The 18662-nt window shown below is 35.4% G+C and carries 17 protein-coding genes; 14 read left to right on the top strand and 3 right to left on the bottom strand.

What is annotated here, in order from left to right; translation table 11 throughout:
- Nucleotides 1-29: 29 nt before the first annotated feature.
- Nucleotides 30-977 (top strand): succinylglutamate desuccinylase/aspartoacylase family protein, encoded by a 948-nt coding sequence (locus MM213_RS00485; protein WP_241409318.1) that lies wholly within the window; start codon nt 30-32, stop codon nt 975-977.
- On the opposite strand, the gene tamL is transcribed toward MM213_RS00485, so the two are convergent.
- Nucleotides 974-3391, bottom strand: coding sequence for a translocation and assembly module lipoprotein TamL (gene tamL / locus MM213_RS00480; RefSeq protein WP_241409316.1), 2418 nt, complete (start codon nt 3389-3391; stop codon nt 974-976). The genes MM213_RS00485 and tamL overlap by 4 nt on opposite strands.
- A 17-nt stretch (nt 3392-3408) precedes the next feature.
- Here tamL and MM213_RS00475 point away from each other — a divergent pair, with 17 nt between their 5' ends.
- From MM213_RS00475 to MM213_RS00465, 3 genes are all read left to right on the top strand, one after another.
- Nucleotides 3409-4149, top strand: a complete 741-nt coding sequence (locus MM213_RS00475; protein ID WP_241409314.1) for a TrmH family RNA methyltransferase — start codon at nt 3409-3411, stop codon at nt 4147-4149.
- Between the two features lie 15 nt (nt 4150-4164).
- Nucleotides 4165-5160 (top strand): bile acid:sodium symporter family protein, encoded by a 996-nt coding sequence (locus MM213_RS00470; RefSeq protein WP_241409312.1) that lies wholly within the window; start codon nt 4165-4167, stop codon nt 5158-5160.
- A gap of 237 nt (nt 5161-5397) precedes the next feature.
- Nucleotides 5398-6186: a PhzF family phenazine biosynthesis protein gene (locus tag MM213_RS00465; protein WP_241409311.1), complete on the top strand. Its 789-nt coding sequence runs from the start codon at nt 5398-5400 to the stop codon at nt 6184-6186.
- Between the two features lie 266 nt (nt 6187-6452).
- Here MM213_RS00465 and MM213_RS00460 read toward each other — a convergent pair whose 3' ends face one another.
- Nucleotides 6453-7532, bottom strand: a complete 1080-nt coding sequence (locus MM213_RS00460; RefSeq protein WP_241409310.1) for a 3-oxoacyl-ACP synthase III family protein — start codon at nt 7530-7532, stop codon at nt 6453-6455.
- Between the two features lie 242 nt (nt 7533-7774).
- On the opposite strand from MM213_RS00460, the gene MM213_RS00455 reads away from it, so the two are divergent.
- The 8 genes from MM213_RS00455 to MM213_RS00420 all read left to right on the top strand — a co-directional run bounded on the left by MM213_RS00455 (nt 7775) and on the right by MM213_RS00420 (nt 14511).
- Nucleotides 7775-8107 (top strand): arsenosugar biosynthesis-associated peroxidase-like protein, encoded by a 333-nt coding sequence (locus MM213_RS00455; RefSeq protein ID WP_241273374.1) that lies wholly within the window; start codon nt 7775-7777, stop codon nt 8105-8107.
- 23 nt (nt 8108-8130) lie between these two features.
- Nucleotides 8131-9174: an arsenosugar biosynthesis radical SAM (seleno)protein ArsS gene (gene arsS, locus MM213_RS00450; RefSeq protein ID WP_241409308.1), complete on the top strand. Its 1044-nt coding sequence runs from the start codon at nt 8131-8133 to the stop codon at nt 9172-9174.
- Between the two features lie 2 nt (nt 9175-9176).
- Nucleotides 9177-9797 carry a TIGR04282 family arsenosugar biosynthesis glycosyltransferase gene (locus MM213_RS00445; RefSeq protein ID WP_241409304.1) on the top strand — a complete coding sequence of 207 codons (621 nt, stop codon included), beginning with the start codon at nt 9177-9179 and terminating at the stop codon, nt 9795-9797.
- Nucleotides 9794-10765 (top strand): arsenosugar biosynthesis arsenite methyltransferase ArsM, encoded by a 972-nt coding sequence (gene arsM, locus MM213_RS00440; protein ID WP_241409301.1) that lies wholly within the window; start codon nt 9794-9796, stop codon nt 10763-10765. Before MM213_RS00445 ends, arsM begins: the two co-directional genes overlap by 4 nt.
- A gap of 47 nt (nt 10766-10812) precedes the next feature.
- Complete coding sequence (locus MM213_RS00435) at nt 10813-11403, top strand: DUF6134 family protein (protein WP_241409299.1); 591 nt, start codon at nt 10813-10815, stop codon at nt 11401-11403.
- Between the two features lie 153 nt (nt 11404-11556).
- On the top strand, nt 11557-12246 hold the full coding sequence (locus MM213_RS00430) for a TIGR04283 family arsenosugar biosynthesis glycosyltransferase (protein WP_241409298.1): 690 nt from the start codon (nt 11557-11559) through the stop codon (nt 12244-12246).
- Nucleotides 12247-12264: 18 nt separating this feature from the next.
- Nucleotides 12265-13338, top strand: coding sequence for a VOC family protein (locus MM213_RS00425; protein ID WP_241409297.1), 1074 nt, complete (start codon nt 12265-12267; stop codon nt 13336-13338).
- Between the two features lie 33 nt (nt 13339-13371).
- On the top strand, nt 13372-14511 hold the full coding sequence (locus MM213_RS00420; protein ID WP_241409295.1) for a cysteine desulfurase family protein: 1140 nt from the start codon (nt 13372-13374) through the stop codon (nt 14509-14511).
- 112 nt (nt 14512-14623) lie between these two features.
- Here the strand turns inward: MM213_RS00420 and MM213_RS00415 are convergent, their stop codons facing one another.
- Complete coding sequence (locus tag MM213_RS00415; RefSeq protein ID WP_241409294.1) at nt 14624-15844, bottom strand: serine hydrolase domain-containing protein; 1221 nt, start codon at nt 15842-15844, stop codon at nt 14624-14626.
- Nucleotides 15845-16013: 169 nt separating this feature from the next.
- On the opposite strand from MM213_RS00415, the gene MM213_RS00410 reads away from it, so the two are divergent.
- Both MM213_RS00410 and MM213_RS00405 read left to right on the top strand, forming a co-directional pair.
- Nucleotides 16014-17255, top strand: coding sequence for a protoporphyrinogen/coproporphyrinogen oxidase (locus MM213_RS00410; protein ID WP_241409293.1), 1242 nt, complete (start codon nt 16014-16016; stop codon nt 17253-17255).
- Entirely contained in the window at nt 17256-18638 is a 1383-nt protein-coding gene (locus tag MM213_RS00405; protein WP_241409292.1) for an NmrA family NAD(P)-binding protein, read from the top strand.
- Nucleotides 18639-18662 lie beyond the last annotated feature (24 nt).

The raw sequence follows: 18662 nt of genomic DNA, 5'->3' as shown, positions 1-18662 counted from the left end.
TAATTCACGATTCTAAATAGATAGTTTTTATGAAAGAAATGGTAATCAATGGAGTAAGGATAAGGCCAGGACAGACTTTGAACATAGAAATAGCAATCGCAAGACTTCCTACTCATACTTTGATTGATTTGCCTATTTTCATCAAAAGAGCCAAGGAAGATGGACCAGTAGTCTTGATTTCTGGAGGGGTTCATGGAGATGAAATCAATGGCATAGTGGCAGTAAAAAGAATGCTAGAGGAAGATTTGATAGCACCGACCAAAGGCACTATTATTTTTATTCCTTTGGTGAATGTTTATGGGTTTTTGAGTAATTCAAGGACCTTTCCTGATGGAAGAGATCTCAACAGAAGTTTTCCAGGAAGTAAAAAAGGGTCTTTGGCTTCCCAAATCGCTTTTATTTTGACTAATGACATTATTCCAATTATCGATTATGGAATTGATTTCCATACAGGTGGACGTATGCTGTCTAATTTCCCTCAAGTAAGGGTTGACTATAGGGATAAGAAAGTATTGGAACTAGCAAAAGCTTTTGGAACGCATTTTATTTTGAATTCTCCACATATCGATAAGTCATTTAGAAAGGAAGCTTATAAAAAGCGTAAACATATTATGGTATATGAAGGAGGTGAATCTATGCGCTTAGATGACTATGCTGTAGAAGAAGCTGTAGCAGGAACAAAAAGGCTATTGGTTTACCTTGGTATGATAGATGCTGATGTAAAGCCAAAAGAGACAATTATGATTTCAGAAAGCTCATGGATGAGGGCAAAAATCTCTGGGATTTTCACATCTACTGTAAAATTGGGCGATGCAGTCAAAAAAGGACAGATTTTGGCTAAAATCTCCGATCCTTATGGAAAAACCAAAGTTCCTGTCAAGTGTACCACTAATGGATTTGTAGTAGGATTGAACAACAACCCTGTAGTAAATGCAGGTGATGCACTCGTACATGTAGGTAAAGTAGAGAACCATTAGAAAGGATATCCAATACCAATATTGAACACTGTCTGACCGCGCTCTCCAAGAAAGCTGTTGAAGAAATTGCCCAATATAAATCTTTGCCCTTCAGGACGCGCAGGATCTACTGCTTTGACCCCCATATCTAATCTCAATACAAGAAAGTCAAAGTCCATTCTCAATCCAAGGCCTGTACCAACAGCCAATTCTTTATAAAATCTATCAAATTTAAAATCAGCACCAGGGCGAGTGGGATCGTCTTGGAAAGTCCAGCTATTTCCAAAGTCAACAAAAAACGCTCCATCAAAATACCCGTAGATTTTACTTCTCCACTCAAACATCCCTTCAAAAAGAATATCTCCAGGCTGCTCAAACCTATAATCAAAAGAACCATCTTCGTTAGTAGGAGGGGTGTATGATCCAGGCCCCAACCTTCTAGGTTGCCAAGCTCTAATCCCTGTGCTTCCACCAGCGAAAAAATACTTTTCATAAGGTAATATTCCATTGCTTATCCCGTAGGGCTTAGCTAGTCCTAAATTTAATCTATATGCAATTGTTTGTTTTGCAGAAATCGGAATGTACCTTCTGAAATCAGATTGAAATTTCAGAAACTGAAAATAGGCTAAGCTTCTATTTTCCACAAAATCTCTGTTGACAAAATTCAAGGTTGTCCCACCACTTTCTACAAAAATTCGCCACAAAGAAGCCCTATTTTTTTGGAATGCTCCATATTGGTTAAAGTTCACAATCACTTGACCGGAAATACTACTTACATAGGATGGTAGAAAGGAATTGATCAGGTTATTTCCTTGATTTTGAAGCCCTTCAAGTATTTCCCTAAAATCATTACTTAAATTTGATCTGATGAAATTAGCATCTAGTAAACTAAAAGAGAATTGCTGTCTCAGGTTTCTAGTATTCCAATTGTAAGCCAAAATTCCGTTAACACTCTCTCTAGTGTATTCTGGTCGATCTACATAATTGTACCCAATCAAAGTCCTTGTTCTAGGATTGTAGCGACCAAATCTTTCCAAAGAATATTTATTGAATGGGACTAGAAATTGAGGGAAAATAATTGATGCAGAAGTATTGAGTTCTCGAGACCTAAATACCCCACCTTCACCAGTTGCGGATACCACGCCTTCCAAGCCAGCACGAAAGTTGAACTCAAAGATCTCAGCTCCCCTAAACAGATTCCTATTTCTTAAAGAATGACTTAAAAATGGTCCAGGAACTTGCTCTGTAATACTTGCTCCAAGTTGATTGGTGATTAGATATTTTTGGTTTGGTTGTGTAAATATCCTCGGTCTTAGCACAGTCCCTAAAGTATCAAAAGAAATATTTACAAATCTAAATAGATCCAAGTTTGCGAGCTGCCGTTGTGTTTCCAGTACGTCAGTTTTATTGTACAATGCTCCCTTCTCCAAGAAAATCCTAGAAGAAATAATCTTTTCAGAATATCTATCTCTGTATATCGTAAAATTAATATCATTGTATGTCACCTTACTTTCCTCATCAAAAACCAAATCGGACGGTGCATCAATTGAAAAGAAAATGGAATCCAAGGTATATACTCTATGGAAATCATCATACTCAGGTTTCCTAATGATTTGTTCGACTACTACCGTTTTTTCCAATGTGTCCTTATAGACATTGTATTCTATATAAGATTTAGAAAATGTATAATAACCATTTGATTTCAAGAAATCCTCAACCCTTTGTCGTTCTCTAGAAATTTGAGATTGCTCATAACGGGATTTAGATTTAATTTCTGTGAGGTTTTTGTTTTTATCCAACAACAAGTAAATGTTTTCGTCATCTGATCTGGAATAAACAGAATCAATGATATATGGCTCTTTCTCTGTGATTTGATAAGTTACCTCAGCTTTTTTTCCTCTTTTCTTAACATCAAATTCTACATAAGCATCAAAAAAACCATTGTTGGCCAAATAAAAATTCATTTGCCTTTGGGAATCTGCCGTTTGAATACTGTCATAGACCACAAGAGGATTACCCGTTCTCATAAAGAAATTTCCGAATTCAAGCTTTTTCTCCAAAGAAGCCAATTGATTGTTGATCTTTGTATATCGCTTTACCTCTCTTCTAGAAAGTTCTTCTTCAGCTTTTTGTCTATCTATTAGAACCTGTCTTTCCTGCAGTAATTTTTCTCGTCTATTGATATGCTTTGTACTATCAAAAGTCCATTCACCAAATCTATAAATGGCTACTCCAATCGAGGTATTAAAAACTGGAATTCTTGTATTCGGATTTTGCCTTACTAAACCTGAAAGTGCATTTTTATCGCTTTTCTCTACACCTTCTAATTTTACTCTATAGAGAACGTATTCATTTTCTTTTAACCCTTTAGTCAAAGAACATGAGGAAATCAAAACAAGTAGAAACAGAAAGTTTATATATTTGGCCTTATTCACTATTTTATTATCACCGAATGTTGAGCAAAAATACGCTTAAGTTTATTAAATCCTTGCAACAGAAAAAATTCCGTAAACAAGAAAATGCTTTTTTTGTGGAAGGTAGCAAAAATGTAACGGAGTTATTGGACTCAGATTTTCATGTCACCCATTTATTATATACCGAAAAATTTGAAGAGGAAAATCCGCAACTAGTTTTAGGATTCAAAGGAGAAGCATATTTGGTAACCCAAAAGGTGTTGGAATCAGCTGGATCTTTTCAGACCAATGACAGTGCCTTGGCTGTAGCGAAAATCAAGCAAAATGCTATACCAAGTGATTTGGAACAGAGTTTGGTTTTGGCACTCGATGATGTGAGGGATCCGGGTAATTTGGGTACAATTATTCGGATTGCAGACTGGTACGGTATTAAGAATATCATTTGCTCAGAAGAATCTGCCGATTGTTACAATCCAAAAGTATTGAATTCAAGTATGGGAAGCTTTTCTAGAGTAAATATTTTGTACACAGATCTTTACGGATTTTTAGAAAAGTCAAAACTTCCTGTTTTTGGAGCTTTTTTGGAAGGTGAGAATATTTATAAAGCAAAATTACCAACTGCAGCAGTGATTTTGATGGGAAATGAATCGAATGGAATTTCAGAAAGAATAGGTTCACTTGTAAACCATAAAATCACTATTCCTAGATTTGGATTAGCAGAATCCCTTAATGTGGCAATTGCTACTGCCATTATTTGCGATAATTTCAAAAGATTCTAAAATCATAATTCAGAGATGTCAAAAATATTCAGCACCTTGAAAAAGGTTGGCCTCAATACTTTCTTTTTTTTATTAATAGGTGTGATTTTCTTAGCGAAAGCATTTCCTGAATGGGGTACCGATGCGAGTCCTATTCCTCTGGATATGATCACAGGAATTGGTATTACATTGATTTTCTTTTTTTATGGAGTCAAACTAAATCCAAAAAAGCTAATAGCCGAACTTTCGAACTGGAAACTTCATTTGGTAGTTCAAAGTACCACATTTTTGATTTTTCCATTGGTGATTTTGATTTTATATGCCATTTGGGGTGAAGAAAATTCCTATTTGTGGTTAGGTACTTTTTATTTAGCAGCATTGCCTTCCACAGTTTCTTCATCTGTAGTGATGGTCTCTTTGGCTGGTGGAAACTTGCCTGCAGCCATCTTCAATGCAAGTATATCGAGTATTGTAGGAATATTCATTACTCCAGTTTGGATGGAATTGATGTTGCCCGAATCACCTGTTGATTTTGAATTACTTGATACATTTATCAAATTGGGAATTCAGGTTCTCTTGCCATTGATACTTGGGCTATTACTTCATAAGTATTTGAATGTATATGTTGTGAAATATTCTAAAGCTTTGAAGAATTTCGATCAGTTCATTATTTTATTGATTGTTTTCTCAGCATTTGCAGAATCGTTTGAAGAAAGAATGTTTGAAGGAAAGACAGCGAGTGAATTGGTTTATCTTGGTTTCTTGATGCTTCTTTTCTTTTTGGGGATGATGGTTCTGATGCATCTCATTTCAAAAGCATTGAAATTCAGTGATCCAGACAGAATTACAGTGCTTTTTTGTGGAAGCAAAAAATCATTGGTTCAAGGCGCTGTGATGGGCCGAGTGATGTTTCCCGATCCCATTATTTTTGGGGTGATATTGTTGCCATTGATGATTTATCATGCTTTGCAGCTGATGGTAGGTTCTGCAATCGCACAAGCGATAGGAGAGAAAATGAAAAAGCTTGCTTAATAATCGAAATTATAACTTGCTATTAGAGGAAATAGAATTTATCTCTGAAAATCCAAAATCTGGAAAAGATTTCGGCTATATATGGAAAGGCGATTTTACGAACTCGTGTAAAATCACACTTTATTTTCAATGAGATTGTTCCGAGTAAAAATTTGATCAAAGTGATTAGGATACTTCATCAGAATATGGATCTTGACGCTAGGTTAATAGAATAAGTAATAGAAAATCTAGAATGTTATGAAATTAAAAATTTACCAAGTTGATGCTTTCGCCAATTATGTTTTTGGAGGAAATCCTGCTGCTATAATTCCTGTGGAGAGATGGCTACCTGATGATTTGATGCAAAAAATTGCTGCTGAGAATAATCTTTCTGAGACTGCATATATCATTAAGGAAAAGGATAAATACCTAATCCGATGGTTTACTCCTGCAGTAGAAGTAGATCTTTGTGGGCATGCCACACTTGCAGCTGCACATGTGATTTTTAGCCACGAAGGTTTTGAAGATGATGTGATAAGTTTCTATTCACCAAGATCTGGAGTTCTTGAAGTTGAAAGAGGTTCTGATGGGCTTTTGACTTTAGATTTTCCAAAAGATACAATTCACCAAATAGAAGTTTCAAAAAAGATTTCGGCTGGTTTTAGTATTGCACCAATTGAAATGTGGAAAGGTGGAAGTGATTATATTTTGGTGTACGAGAAGGAAGAGCACATCTTAGAAATGGAATTTGATTTGTTTGAATTGGCAAAAGTAGATACACGTGGTTTCATCATTACAGCGCCAGGAGTAAAAGTTGATTTTGTTTCACGATGGTTCGGCCCGAGGGTAGGAGTGGATGAAGACCCCGTTACAGGTTCAGCCCATACAAGCTTAACTCCTCTGTGGGCAGGTAAGCTAAAAAAAAACCAATTGAATGCGGTTCAACTATCGAAAAGATTGGGAAAATTGACCTGCGAACTTATAGGAGATAGAGTAAAGATTGGTGGAAAAGCAATTACATATTTGGTCGGGGAGATTTTTGTATGAATTAGGTCAAAATCAGCTTTTTTGTCACTAATAAAGTAATCAACCATCTTGTGAAGAAACGTAAACAGACTTCATTCATCGGTTAAATAAAACCGTTGTTCAAGCAACTTTTAGTGGCGAAGTAGTTTTAACTCTGAAATCTTCTTGAATTATAATTAAAAGGCTTTTTTAAACATTTAATGTTGCAATCTTGAAAGAAATGGTAAACAAATTGGAAAATTACATTTGAATTCAAATTTTTCAGAAAATCCAATTGGTATTTTTTCTTAAGGAACCAAATAAACAAAAGCATTAACATTCATCCCCGCCCCAACGGAAGCAAAAACAAGATGATCACCGGACTTGATTTCATGCCCATCCAATTCACCCTTCATTATTTTATCATAAAGAATAGGAACAGTTGCTACTGAATTATTCCCCAACTTAGAAATGGTCATTGGCATAATTTGGGAAGAATCAGCAAGTTCTACTTCAAACAATTTAAAAGTTCTCTGAATGATTGCTTCATCCATTTTTGCATTGGCCTGATGAATAAGTACTTTTTTGATGTCAAGCAATGGAACACCTGACTTTTCGATAGTTTCTTTAATCAACGAGGGAACAGTATTCAATGCATATTCATACAATTTTCTACCATTCATTTTCATAAATAGGGAATCATTACCAAAATCTGGATTGTATGAAATATCCATTTTAAGGAAATGGGCTTCATTCAATGTGTCAGTTCTAGTCTTATGACACAATACTCCAACTGGAGAATTTGATTCTTTTGCTTGAAGGATTACAGCTCCAGCACCATCTGAATAGATCATACTATCGACATCGTGAGGATCTGCTATTCTAGAAAGGTTTTCTGAGCCAATCACCAATATTGTTTTGGCATCACCCGATTTGATATAATAATTAGCTTGAATGACACCTTGAACCCAACCAGGACATCCAAAAGGTAAATCATAAGCTACACAATTAGGGTTAGCTATCTTCAGCAAGTGTTTTACCCTTGATGCCAAAGTAGGAACCATATCCGATTTGATATTATTATGTAGGATATCCCCAAAATTATGGGCTACAATTATATAGTCCAATGTTTCAGGATCTATTCGTGCAGATTCTATTGCTTTTTCTGCAGCAAAGAAAGCCATATCTGAAGTGTTGTATTCTGGACTGAGATATCTTCTTTCTTTTATATCTGTTATTTCTTGGAATTTGTTAACAACATCAGGGACAGGTTTTGAGAGCGTTACGCCATTTTCATTGATGAAGTGGTGATTGAAAAATTCCTCATTTTTAACTACGATATCAGGAATATATTTACCAGATCCTGTAATAATTGAGTAAATCTGCATATTAATCTTTAGGATTATTAAAATTTATGAATAACCGAAATTTATGAATTAAAACCCAATTTGATCAATAAAAGAGAAAATCAAAATCACATTAACGAAAATTAAACATACTATTTGGTAAACTGCCAATTGAATCTTGAAATGTTCTAATTTTTTAAAGAATTATCTTTAATTTCAGAAATTAAGTTTGAACATAAATCTGCCTCAAACTATTAATACGTATATCAATAAACTTAAAAAAAATGAAAACTTACTACAATCCCGACGACTTAAAGAATTTTGGAAAAATTGGAGAGTTCCAAAAGCCAATGGCTGACAAATTTTTTGAATATTACGGAGAAGTATTCAAAGAAGGTGCTTTGACCGCTAGGGAAAAATCATTAATTGCGCTCGCCGTAGCACATGCGATCCAATGTCCATATTGTATAGATGCATACACTGTAGATACTATGGAAAAAGGATGCGATGAAGAACAAATGATGGAAGCTGTTCATGTGGCTGCTGCCATTAGAGGCGGTGCATCCTTAGTACACAGCACACAAATGATGAACAAGGTAAAAGAGATCTCCATGTAATCTTAACACCATAAACTAAACCAATGAAGTCACTCAAAGCACAACAACACCCACTTTCAAAAATTGCTTACGAATTAGAAGTTTTAGACGCACCTGTAAAGGGTGTAAAATTTGAAGATAAATTAGCTGAATCTGATCTTTTCCCCCTAAAACCTACCCAAATTGATATCTTACAGATAAACATGGGCAAAATGTGCAATCAAGTTTGCAAACATTGCCATGTAGACGCTGGTCCTGATCGTAAAGAAATCATGACAAAAGAAACAATGAATCAGTGTCTGAATGTGATAAAAAACGGTACTATCAAAACTGTAGACTTAACAGGGGGAGCTCCAGAGATGAATCCGGATTTTAGGTGGTTTATAGAAGAAATCAGGAAAATCAGTGAAAGTATCGATATCATAGTTAGATGCAACCTCACGATCATTCTTGCTAATCCAAAGTATCATGATTTGCCTGATTTTTATAAGAAACACAGACTAGAAGTTGTTTCTTCTTTACCCTATTTCACAGCAACAAAAACTGATTCCCAAAGAGGGGATGGGGTATTTGAAAAATCTATCAAAGCATTAAAAATGCTCAATGATGTCGGTTACGGAAAAGAAGACTCTGAATTGAAATTGAATTTGGTTTATAATCCCTCTGGTGCCTTTCTACCTGCTGAGCAAAGTGGTTTGGAAAATGAATTTAAAAAACGCTTGAAAAATGGTTATGATATTGAATTCAATTCACTTTTTACCATTACAAACCTTCCAATTAGTCGATTCTTGGAGTATTTACTAAGATCTGAGAATTTTGATAACTACATGGAGAAGTTATTGGAAGCATACAATCCTGTAGCAGCAGCGAATGTAATGTGCAGAAATACCATTTCGGTAGGTTGGGATGGATTCCTATACGATTGTGATTTCAATCAAATGCTAGAATTGAAAGTAGATGCACCTGCAAGCCAACATATATCTGAATGGAGTCAAAAAGCCTTGGTTGAAAGAGAAATCATTTTGAAACAACATTGCTTTGGCTGTACGGCAGGAGCTGGATCTAGCTGCGGAGGAGCTACTGCTTAAAGATGGCTGAGAATAAATTAGCGCTTATTGTTTTTCAGAAAAATCCTGTTTTGGGTAAAGTGAAAACGAGACTTGCAGCAACCATTGGTGATCATCAAGCTTTAGATGTATATCTGCAATTGCTTCAGCATACGTACAAAATGATCAATGAATTGAATGGTATTGATACCTATATTTATTTCAGCGATTACCTTGAAAATAAGTTAGATGAAATATTTGTAGATGATGTGCATTTTCGGGTTCAAAATGGTCTTGACTTAGGTTCAAAGATGAAAAACGCATTCGAGGAAATGTTTGTCAAAGGTTATGATAAGGCATTGATAATCGGAACTGATTGTCCAGAGATTTCCTCGGCATTAATTAATAAAGCATACATTGAACTAGGTGCAGCAAATGTTGTATTTGGTCCGGCATTGGATGGAGGCTACTATCTTTTAGGGATGAATCAACCTACTCCAATTTTGTTTGACAATATGACTTGGAGTCATTCCAAAGTGATGGATGATTCTATAGAAAGATTGCAGCAAAAAAACCTAAGTTTCTCACTTCTTGATGAGTTATCTGACATCGATAATGAGAGAGATTGGGAAAGATTCAAAAATTTAACTTCACAAACTTTATGAGTAACTATTTAGATGCAACTGTTGACGTTTATAGAGATGCAGCACTCAAACCCGATGTAGGTTTATGTTGTACCACTACACCAATCTGGCAATTTCCAGGATTGAAGATTCCAAAGATCATGCAAGAAATGAATTATGGTTGTGGAAGCACTGTTCATTTCAGGGATTTAGTCAATGATCCCAATATCTTGTATGTAGGTGTAGGAGGCGGTATGGAGGTTCTTCAATTCTCTTATTTTTCCAGAAAAAAAGATGGGGTTATTGGAGTCGATGTAGTTGATGAAATGATCCAAGCTTGCAAAGACAATTTGGAAGTAGCAGAAAAAGAGAATGATTGGTTTGACAAATCTTTTGTTTCGATAAGAAAAGGATCAGCTTTAGCATTACCTATTGAAGATGCAAGCATAGATGTAGCCGCTCAAAATTGTCTTTTCAATATTTTTACCAAAGAAGATTTAGCACTCGCTCTAAAGGAAATGTATAGAGTTTTGAAACCTCACGGAAGATTAGTCTTAAGTGATCCTGTGACAGAGCAGCCTATGCCAGAATCATTGAGAAATGATGATAGATTGAGAGCATTGTGCCTCAGCGGATCACTTTCATTGAAGGAGTACTTAGAAATGATCACAAATGCAGGTTTTGGAACTGTTGAGATCAGAGCCAAAAGACCATATAGAGTTTTGGATCCTGGGCATTATGATACAGCAGAGATGATTTTCCTCGAAAGTGTAGAAGTATGTGCAATCAAAGATCCAATGCCAGCTGATGGCCCTTGTATATTTACTGGTAAAGCAGCAATTTACTATGGTTCTGAAGAGTATTTCGATGATAAAAAAGGTCATGTACTGATGCAAAACCAACCACTCTCTGTGTGTGACAAAACAGCTCAAGCTATCAAAAATCTTGGGAGATCAGATATTTATATTTCTGATTCAACATATTTTTATGATGGAGGGGGTTGTTGTTGAACTAAAAATTAGGAAATTGTAGGCTTAACTTTTGCTTATTTATTCCTATGAAGAAAAATAAACTTATTCTGATCGTCCTGCTATTTGTAACTTCACATTTAGCGATTGCCCAAGAAAAAATAAAATTTGATGTTACGGTAGCAGGATTTTCTATTGGAGAAATGGAAGCTATAAAGACAGTAAAAGGAGAAGAAACCTTTTATGACATTAGCAGCGAAGTAGGATTTTGGTTTTTCGGAAAGGTTAATGTTGATTATTCTATCAATTCCCATTTCAAAGGAACCCAATTAATGAAAGCAAAGGCTAAAACCAAATCTAACAAAGGTGATTTTGCCTCAGACATTCAATGGATTGACGATAAGTATGTCATAGAAGCGAATAGTTATAAATATGAAAAGGATACCGTTGTCAATCATCCACTTCATTATAGTTCAGCCATGTTGTATTTCGAAGAACCTACAAAACATAAGCTTTTTATGGCTGAAAATTATGGTCTACCATCTACCATCACTAAAATGAAGGATCATTATGAGGTCAATGTGAATGGCAATAAAAATAAGTTTTATTACGTCAATGGAAAATTCGAAAAGGCGGTAATGGAAAGCCCAATAAAGAATTATGTGATCAAAAGAAAGTAAACTTTAGTTATTCGGATCTTTCAGTATGCTTATCAAATTAGAAATTTGAAAGCATTGATATGATATTACAAATCCGTTTTTAAGAATTAAATGAGTTTCATGAATTTGGGTACCGAGAAAAGTTATGATAATTGCTAAACAAATTAAGAGAAAGTGAAAATCAGTATTATCATTCCTATTTATAATGAGGAAGAAAATTTAAGAAAGCTGGTCCCATCAATTTTTAAAAAGTCAAAAGGAGATCTGGAAATAATCGTTGTAGATGCTGGCAGTACTGACAAATCCGTTTTGATTTCAAAAACCTTAGGGGCAAAGGTCATTGAATCTCCAAAAAAAAGCAGGGCTGCTCAAATGAATTTGGGCGCAAAGTTTGCCACTGGTGGAATTTTTTATTTTGTCCATGCAGATACAAGTCTACATGATGATTTTGAAACAGATATTATTCAAGCAGTTAGCAAAGGAATAAATGCAGGTTGCTACAGATATCAGTTTGATTCCAAAAAAATCTTGCTAAAAATGAATGCATGGTTTACAAGATTTAATGGTATATTGGCAGGAGGAGGCGATCAGACGTTATTTATTGAAAGGGAAATTTTTGAATCTTTAGGTGGTTTTGACGAATACTTTACCATCATGGAAGATTTTGAATTTGTCGGCAGAATAAAGAAAAAATATAATTTTCAAGTATTACCAAAGAGAATTATAGTATCAGCTAGAAAATACGATACCAATTCTTGGTTGAGAGTTCAAATAGCTAATCTTACGGTTTTTACTCTGTTTTTTTTCAGAAAATCACCTGATTCGCTCAAATCTATTTATACAAAACTGTTAAAATATCGTTGAGTAATCGATAGTTTGAATATGAGTCAAAACAACAGGAATTTACCTATAGTCACAGGAATACAGCAAGTGGGTATTGGTGTAGCCAATGCAAAAGAGGCTTGGGCTTGGTACAGGAAATTTTTCAAAATGGATGTGCCGGTTTTTGAAGATGCAGCTACAGCCAATTTGATGACCAAATACACTTCAGGAAAAGCCCAAGAGCGTTATGCCATTTTGGCTTTGAATATGCAAGGCGGTGGTGGCTTTGAAATCTGGCAATACACCAAAAAGACGCCGGTTGCCTCAGATTTTAAATTGAGCTTAGGTGATTTGGGTATTTTTGCAGTAAAAATAAGAACTAAGGATATTCAAAAGACTTATGATTTCTTTGCTAAAGAAGGTGTAGAGGTATTGTCAAAACCTGTGAAATCACCATGTGGTAGATCCCATTTCTATGTCAAAGATCCTTATGGAAATATCTTTGAAATGATAGAAAGTAATTCTTGGTTCAAGTTAAATCAGGATAATACAGGGGGAGTAGCCGGAGTTGCTATCGGTGTTCGAGATATTGACAAAGCTTTAAAACTGTATCAGGGAATTTTGGGTTATACATCTATCAGATCAGACGAAACAGGGACTTTTGAAGATTTGGATCATCTGTCAGGAGGAAAAGAGAAATTTAGACGAGTATTGATCAATAGACTGGAAAATAGAGTTGGAGCTTTCAGTAAACTACTTTGTAAAACAGAAATAGAATTGTTTGAACTTAAAGATAAAGAACCAAAGAAAATTTTCGCAGATAGGGATTGGGGAGATTTAGGTTTTATCCATGTTTGCTTCGATATCACAGGAATGAAGCAATTGGAGAAAAAATGCAAAGAAGCTGGTTTTCCATTTACTGTGGATAGCAGCAATAGCTTTGATATGGGAAAAGCAGCAGGTCATTTTTCTTACTGTGAGGATCCGGATGGAACCCTGATAGAGTTTGTAGAAACACACAAAATCCCAATTATGGAAAAATGGGGTTGGTATCTAAATTTGAAAAAACGGAAAGCTGAAAAACCACTGCCTAATTGGATGTTTAGTTTCATGTCACTGAACAGAAAAAAGTGAAAAACTTGATTTAGAAGCTCAAGCAATGTTTAGATGAACTACCCAATTTACTTAGATTATAATTCCACTACTCCAGTGTTGAAAGAAGTGCTGGATAAGATGCTGCCTTATTATTTGGAACATTTTGGAAATGCTGCAAGTAAAAGCCACCCTTACGGATGGATGGTGGAAAATGCCGTAGAGCAGGCTAGAGAAAATGTTGCTAGGCTGATTGGAGCAAAAGCTAAGGAAATTATTTTTACCTCAGGCGCCACGGAGGCTATAAATCTTGCAATTAAAGGGATTTGTGAGCTTTATTCAAATGATAGGCCGCACATTATTTCATGTCAAACTGAGCACAAAGCAGTATTGGATACATTGAAGTCAGTTGAGAAAAAAGGTGCTGAAATAACCCTTTTACCAGTTGACAAAAATGGTCAGATCAGTTTAATTGAACTGGAGTCAAGCATTAAGCCTGAGACAAGAATGATAGTTTTAATGTGGGCTAATAATGAAACAGGCGTTATTTTTCCAATTGAATCAATAGCAGAAATAGCAGAAAGGCATAAAATCATTTTTTTTACAGATGCAGTTCAGGCAGTTGGAAAGATACCCGTTCATGTACATGGTGTACACATGATGGCTATTTCAGCACATAAGTTCTATGGACCAAAAGGAGTTGGTGCATTGTTTATTAGACACAACAATTTACTACCAAAACCAGTACCATTGATAGATGGAGGTGGTCACGAAAAAGGTTTTAGAAGTGGCACACTCAATGTACCGGGAATAGTAGGTATGGGAAAGGCTGCTGAACTAGCCTCAATAGATGGTTTTAACAAATCAGACAGATTAGAAAATTTAAGAAATAAGTTAGAAAAAGCCATTTTGGAGCTTCCAGAAACATCCTTGAACATAGGTCAATCACGGAGATTGTCACATGTTACCAATATCTCTTTTGGGGGAATAGAGGGAGAAGATCTACTGCGAGAGCTCAATAAAGAAATCGCAGTAAGTTCTGGATCAGCATGTACAAGTATTTCCCCAAAACCATCACATGTATTGGCAGCCATGGGCGTTGATTCTGATCTGGCAAGAGCCTCTGTAAGATTCAGTTTGGGTAAAATGACTACTGAGCTTGATATTGAAAAAGCCATTTCTGTAGTCAAAGAAGTATTGTCAAGATTGCGATGACCAATATTGAATAAAAGTACAAATAAAGTTTTTTCATGAACTTTCAGTTTTACACAGAAGCTTTCTGATTTTTTATTTCAAATTACAGACTTTTCATATTTCATATTTACATTCATTTCATAATTGCATTTAGTACTTTTTCCACCAATTCAGCTTTTTTATTGTTATCTATCCATCTTGTAACGATTACAAGATCATTTTCTGCATCAACATAGATCATATTAACACCTGCTCCAAGATGGAAAAATGCTGATTCAGGTGCTTCAGGAATCTCTTTTTTGTCAGTATTTAAAAAATAATTCATAAAACCATAATTTGTTTGAACTGAGGTCGGGCTTAGTGATTTCTCTATCCATGATTCAGAAATTATTTGTTCTCCATTCCATTTTCCCTTATTCAGAGTCAAATATCCAAATCTTGCTTGATCGAAGGCAGATATAAACATACCGCCACCCCAATGGGAACCACCACTCACAGACTGCATAATTTGTCCATCGATAATAACAAAAGAATTTTCATAACCAGTCCATCTCCATGTTGGTGAGGCACCTATTCTATCCATTACATGTTCTTTTAATACAATAGGTAGAGGTTTTCTCCAAACATTCATCGCTGCAAGTGCAAGTACATTTACCCTCGTGTCATTGTATTTGTAAACTGTTCCAGGTTCATTTCTTTCTCTATCTAGCCATGAAGAGGAGTTTCCTAGTGGTCGATCTGCCCAATCAGGCTTACCCCAAAGTGTCCCTTCCCAATCCGAAGTTTGACGCAGGAGATGTTCCCAAGTGATTTTTCTATTATGCTCAGTATCAAAAAGCTCAAATACATCTTCAGAAGTGAGGTGATCAGATTTATTCATCAAAACTTTGTAAGGCTCATATGGAATGATTGGTGCCATATAAGGAAATACCAAGTCTTTTTCTGATTTAATTAAACCTTTGTCAACAGCAAGCCCAACAGTTGTAGAAAGAATACTTTTTGCTACACTAAAGGTTAAGTCAACCCTGCTTGGATCTCCCCATTCTGCTATAATATAACCCTTATAAATCACTAAGCCATTGGCACTTCCTCTGTCTTTCATTGGACCAATTGGAAACCCAAAAGGTTCACGACCAAATGCACTTTGATAATGTGCCAGTTTTAGATTCTTATTAGCTTGACTTTCGCTACTAATTGCAAAATCAATTGCATTTTTCAGTTTAACGTTATCTACAAGCAACTCAGACGGATCTTTTCTCAACCATGTATCAGCAGTAGGGAAGTACCTTTCTTGTGCAAATGTGCATAGAGATACAAGGCAAAAAAAGATAATAAAACTAAGTTTTGATTTCATAATATGGCGTTTATTATGAAATGTAGGATGAATAGTAAGATTTACAAAAGATTTTTACAGGATAATCCTGACAAGTGTTTAATTGGTAGGAATTAAAAGTTAATTTAGAAATACGAAACAATTTGAGTTGAAATTGGTCTATTTGTTAAACAACAGCACTTAAAAACGTATGAAAGTTATTGTTATTGGAGCCGGCATATCCGGTCTTATTGCTGCTTATGAACTCGAACGATCTGGTATTAGTCCAATATTGCTAGAAGGTACTGATAGAGTTGGAGGAAGGGTTACTACAGACGAAGTTGATGGTTTTTTATTGGATAGAGGATTTCAGGTACTTCTCACAGCGTATCCAGAGGCAAAAAGATATTTAGACTTTGAGGAGTTAAAACTGAAAAAATTTGATTCTGGAGCTATTATACTGAATCCGGGAAGTTCATTTACCATTCAAGATCCTCTAAGACAACCATCTGCCATGTTGGGAATGGCTTTTTCACCAGTTGGGACTCTTCGAGATAAATTGAAAATTTACAAATTAACCAAACAGCTTTCAAAAAAGTCTATAGATGAAATTTTCGAGTCTAATGATATAAGTACATTGGCATATTTGAAGGGTTTTGGTTTTTCAGATAAAATCATTGACAACTTTTTCAAGCCATTTTTCAAAGGAATATTTTTGGAAAATGAGCTTAGTACGTCAGCCCGGATGTTTCAGTTTGTATTCAAAATGTTTGGAGAAGGTTTTGCAGCAGTCCCTGAAGGTGGAATGAGGATGATATCTGAGCATTTAAGATCCAAATTAAATCAGACTGATTTGAGACTAAATACTGTCGTAGAAAAAATTGAAGGAAATCAAGTATGGTTGAAAAATGGAGAAATAATTCAGGCCGATAAAATAATCATAGCAAGTAGACCTGATAGAATCCTAACACAGATGGAGGGACAGTTGAAGCCATATAGATTTGTATATAATTTGTATTTTTCTTTAGAGAAATCTTTTTTGGCAAGGCCTATAATTGGCTTGATACCTGATGATAAATTCCTGATAAACAACATAGTATTTATGACTGATGTAAGTAAAACTTACAGTTCAAATAAAAAAGCTTTACTGTCTGTTTCGGTTGTGAAAAAAGTAGAAAACCCGAGCAGTTTAGAGAAATTGGTAAGCATTGAATTGGAAGCACTTTCGGGAATAAGTTCAGAATATTTTAAGCATATAAAAACATACGAGATCAAAGAAGCTCTTCCCGATGTAGATGATATGAAGTCTAATTTGCCATTTACCAATTCAAAAGTATATGATCATATATTTTTGGCTGGAGATTATTTATTAAATGGTTCAATCAATGCCGCTATGACTTCAGGACGGAAAGCAGTAGAAGCGATGTTACTCACCATTCAAGACCCCCATTAATTGAAAAAGACAATAGCAATAGCTGGAGCAGGAGGATATATTGGTAGATGGTTTATCAACAAGTATAAGGATAAATACAATATCATCGCTTTGAGCAGGAGGGAAGCTGTCTCAAATCCTGACCCTGAAGTCGAGTGGAGAAGTGTGGAATTATATTCGATAACCTCAACTATCGAGGCTTTAAAAGATGTTGATTATGCAATTTACCTAATCCATTCCATGAGTGCGTCCACGAGACTGAATCAAGGGAGTTTTGAAGACACTGATTTACTCCTTGCAGATAACTTTTCAAGAGCAGCAGAAGCTAATGGTATAAAGCAAATAATCTATTTAGGAGGGATTTTACCTAAGGAAGTAGAGGAAATAGAAATGTCAAAACATTTGCGAAGCCGTTTAGAGGTTGAGCAGACTCTTGGGCAACGAGGTATACCAGTGACTGCTTTACGTGCAGGTATTGTAGTGGGTCCTGGAGGTTCATCATTTCAGATGATCTACAATCTTGTAAAAAGATTACCCGTCTTGGTGTGCCCAAAATGGACTCTCTCTAATACCCAAGCGATTTCTTTGAGAGATACCTTGACAATTATCGACATTTGCATTGGAAATCAAGAAGTATACGGTAAATCTTATGAGATAGGAAATCCAGAGATGCTGACCTACAAGACCATGATGGAACAGACTGCAGAGATTATGAATTTAAAACGTCTTGTTTTTTCAGTCCCAGTATTCTCTGTTGGTTTTTCAAAACTTTGGGTTAGTTATTTCGGTAAAAGTCCAAAAACCCTTGTCTATCCACTGGTTGAAAGCCTTAAGCATACATTGACAGTAGGAAAAGATTTAGAGTTTAACATCAAAAAGATTAACTATTTGAGTTACAAAGAAAGTGTTGCAATAGCAATAGATAAAACAATCACACTTCCACCCCTCCCAAAATTCAAATATAAACAAGAAGTAAAAAACACAGTAAGAAGCATTCAGCGTCTACCAAATACGCGTCATCATAGTGCACTTTGGGTTGCAAATAGGTATAAAATCTGGCTTCCTTTTTTCTTCAGGTTTTTGATAAAGGCCAAAGCAAATGAAAGGGGGGATATAGGTTTTCATTTGTTGAACTTCGAAAAACCTATGTTGCAATTGACATGGATACCAGATCGAAGCGATATCAAACGTCAGCTCTTCTACATTACAGGCGGATGGTTAGTGAAGCGTTTTGACTACGGTTGGTTGGAATTTAGAGAAGTGCTGGGCGGTAAATATATGATTTCTGCTATACATGAATTTGTGCCTAGACTTCCTTGGATACTTTACATAAACACTCAAGCAAAGGCTCATTTATTTGTGATGAATAATTTTAAAAAATATTTGGAAAAATTTAAAGGTTAATACTTTGGCCTTTGGCATCTTTAT

It is taken from the genome of Belliella alkalica (genome assembly GCF_022549785.1).
GTDB classification, from domain to species: Bacteria; Bacteroidota; Bacteroidia; order Cytophagales; family Cyclobacteriaceae; genus Belliella; species Belliella alkalica.
This window is presented reverse-complemented; position numbering and strand designations above follow the sequence as displayed.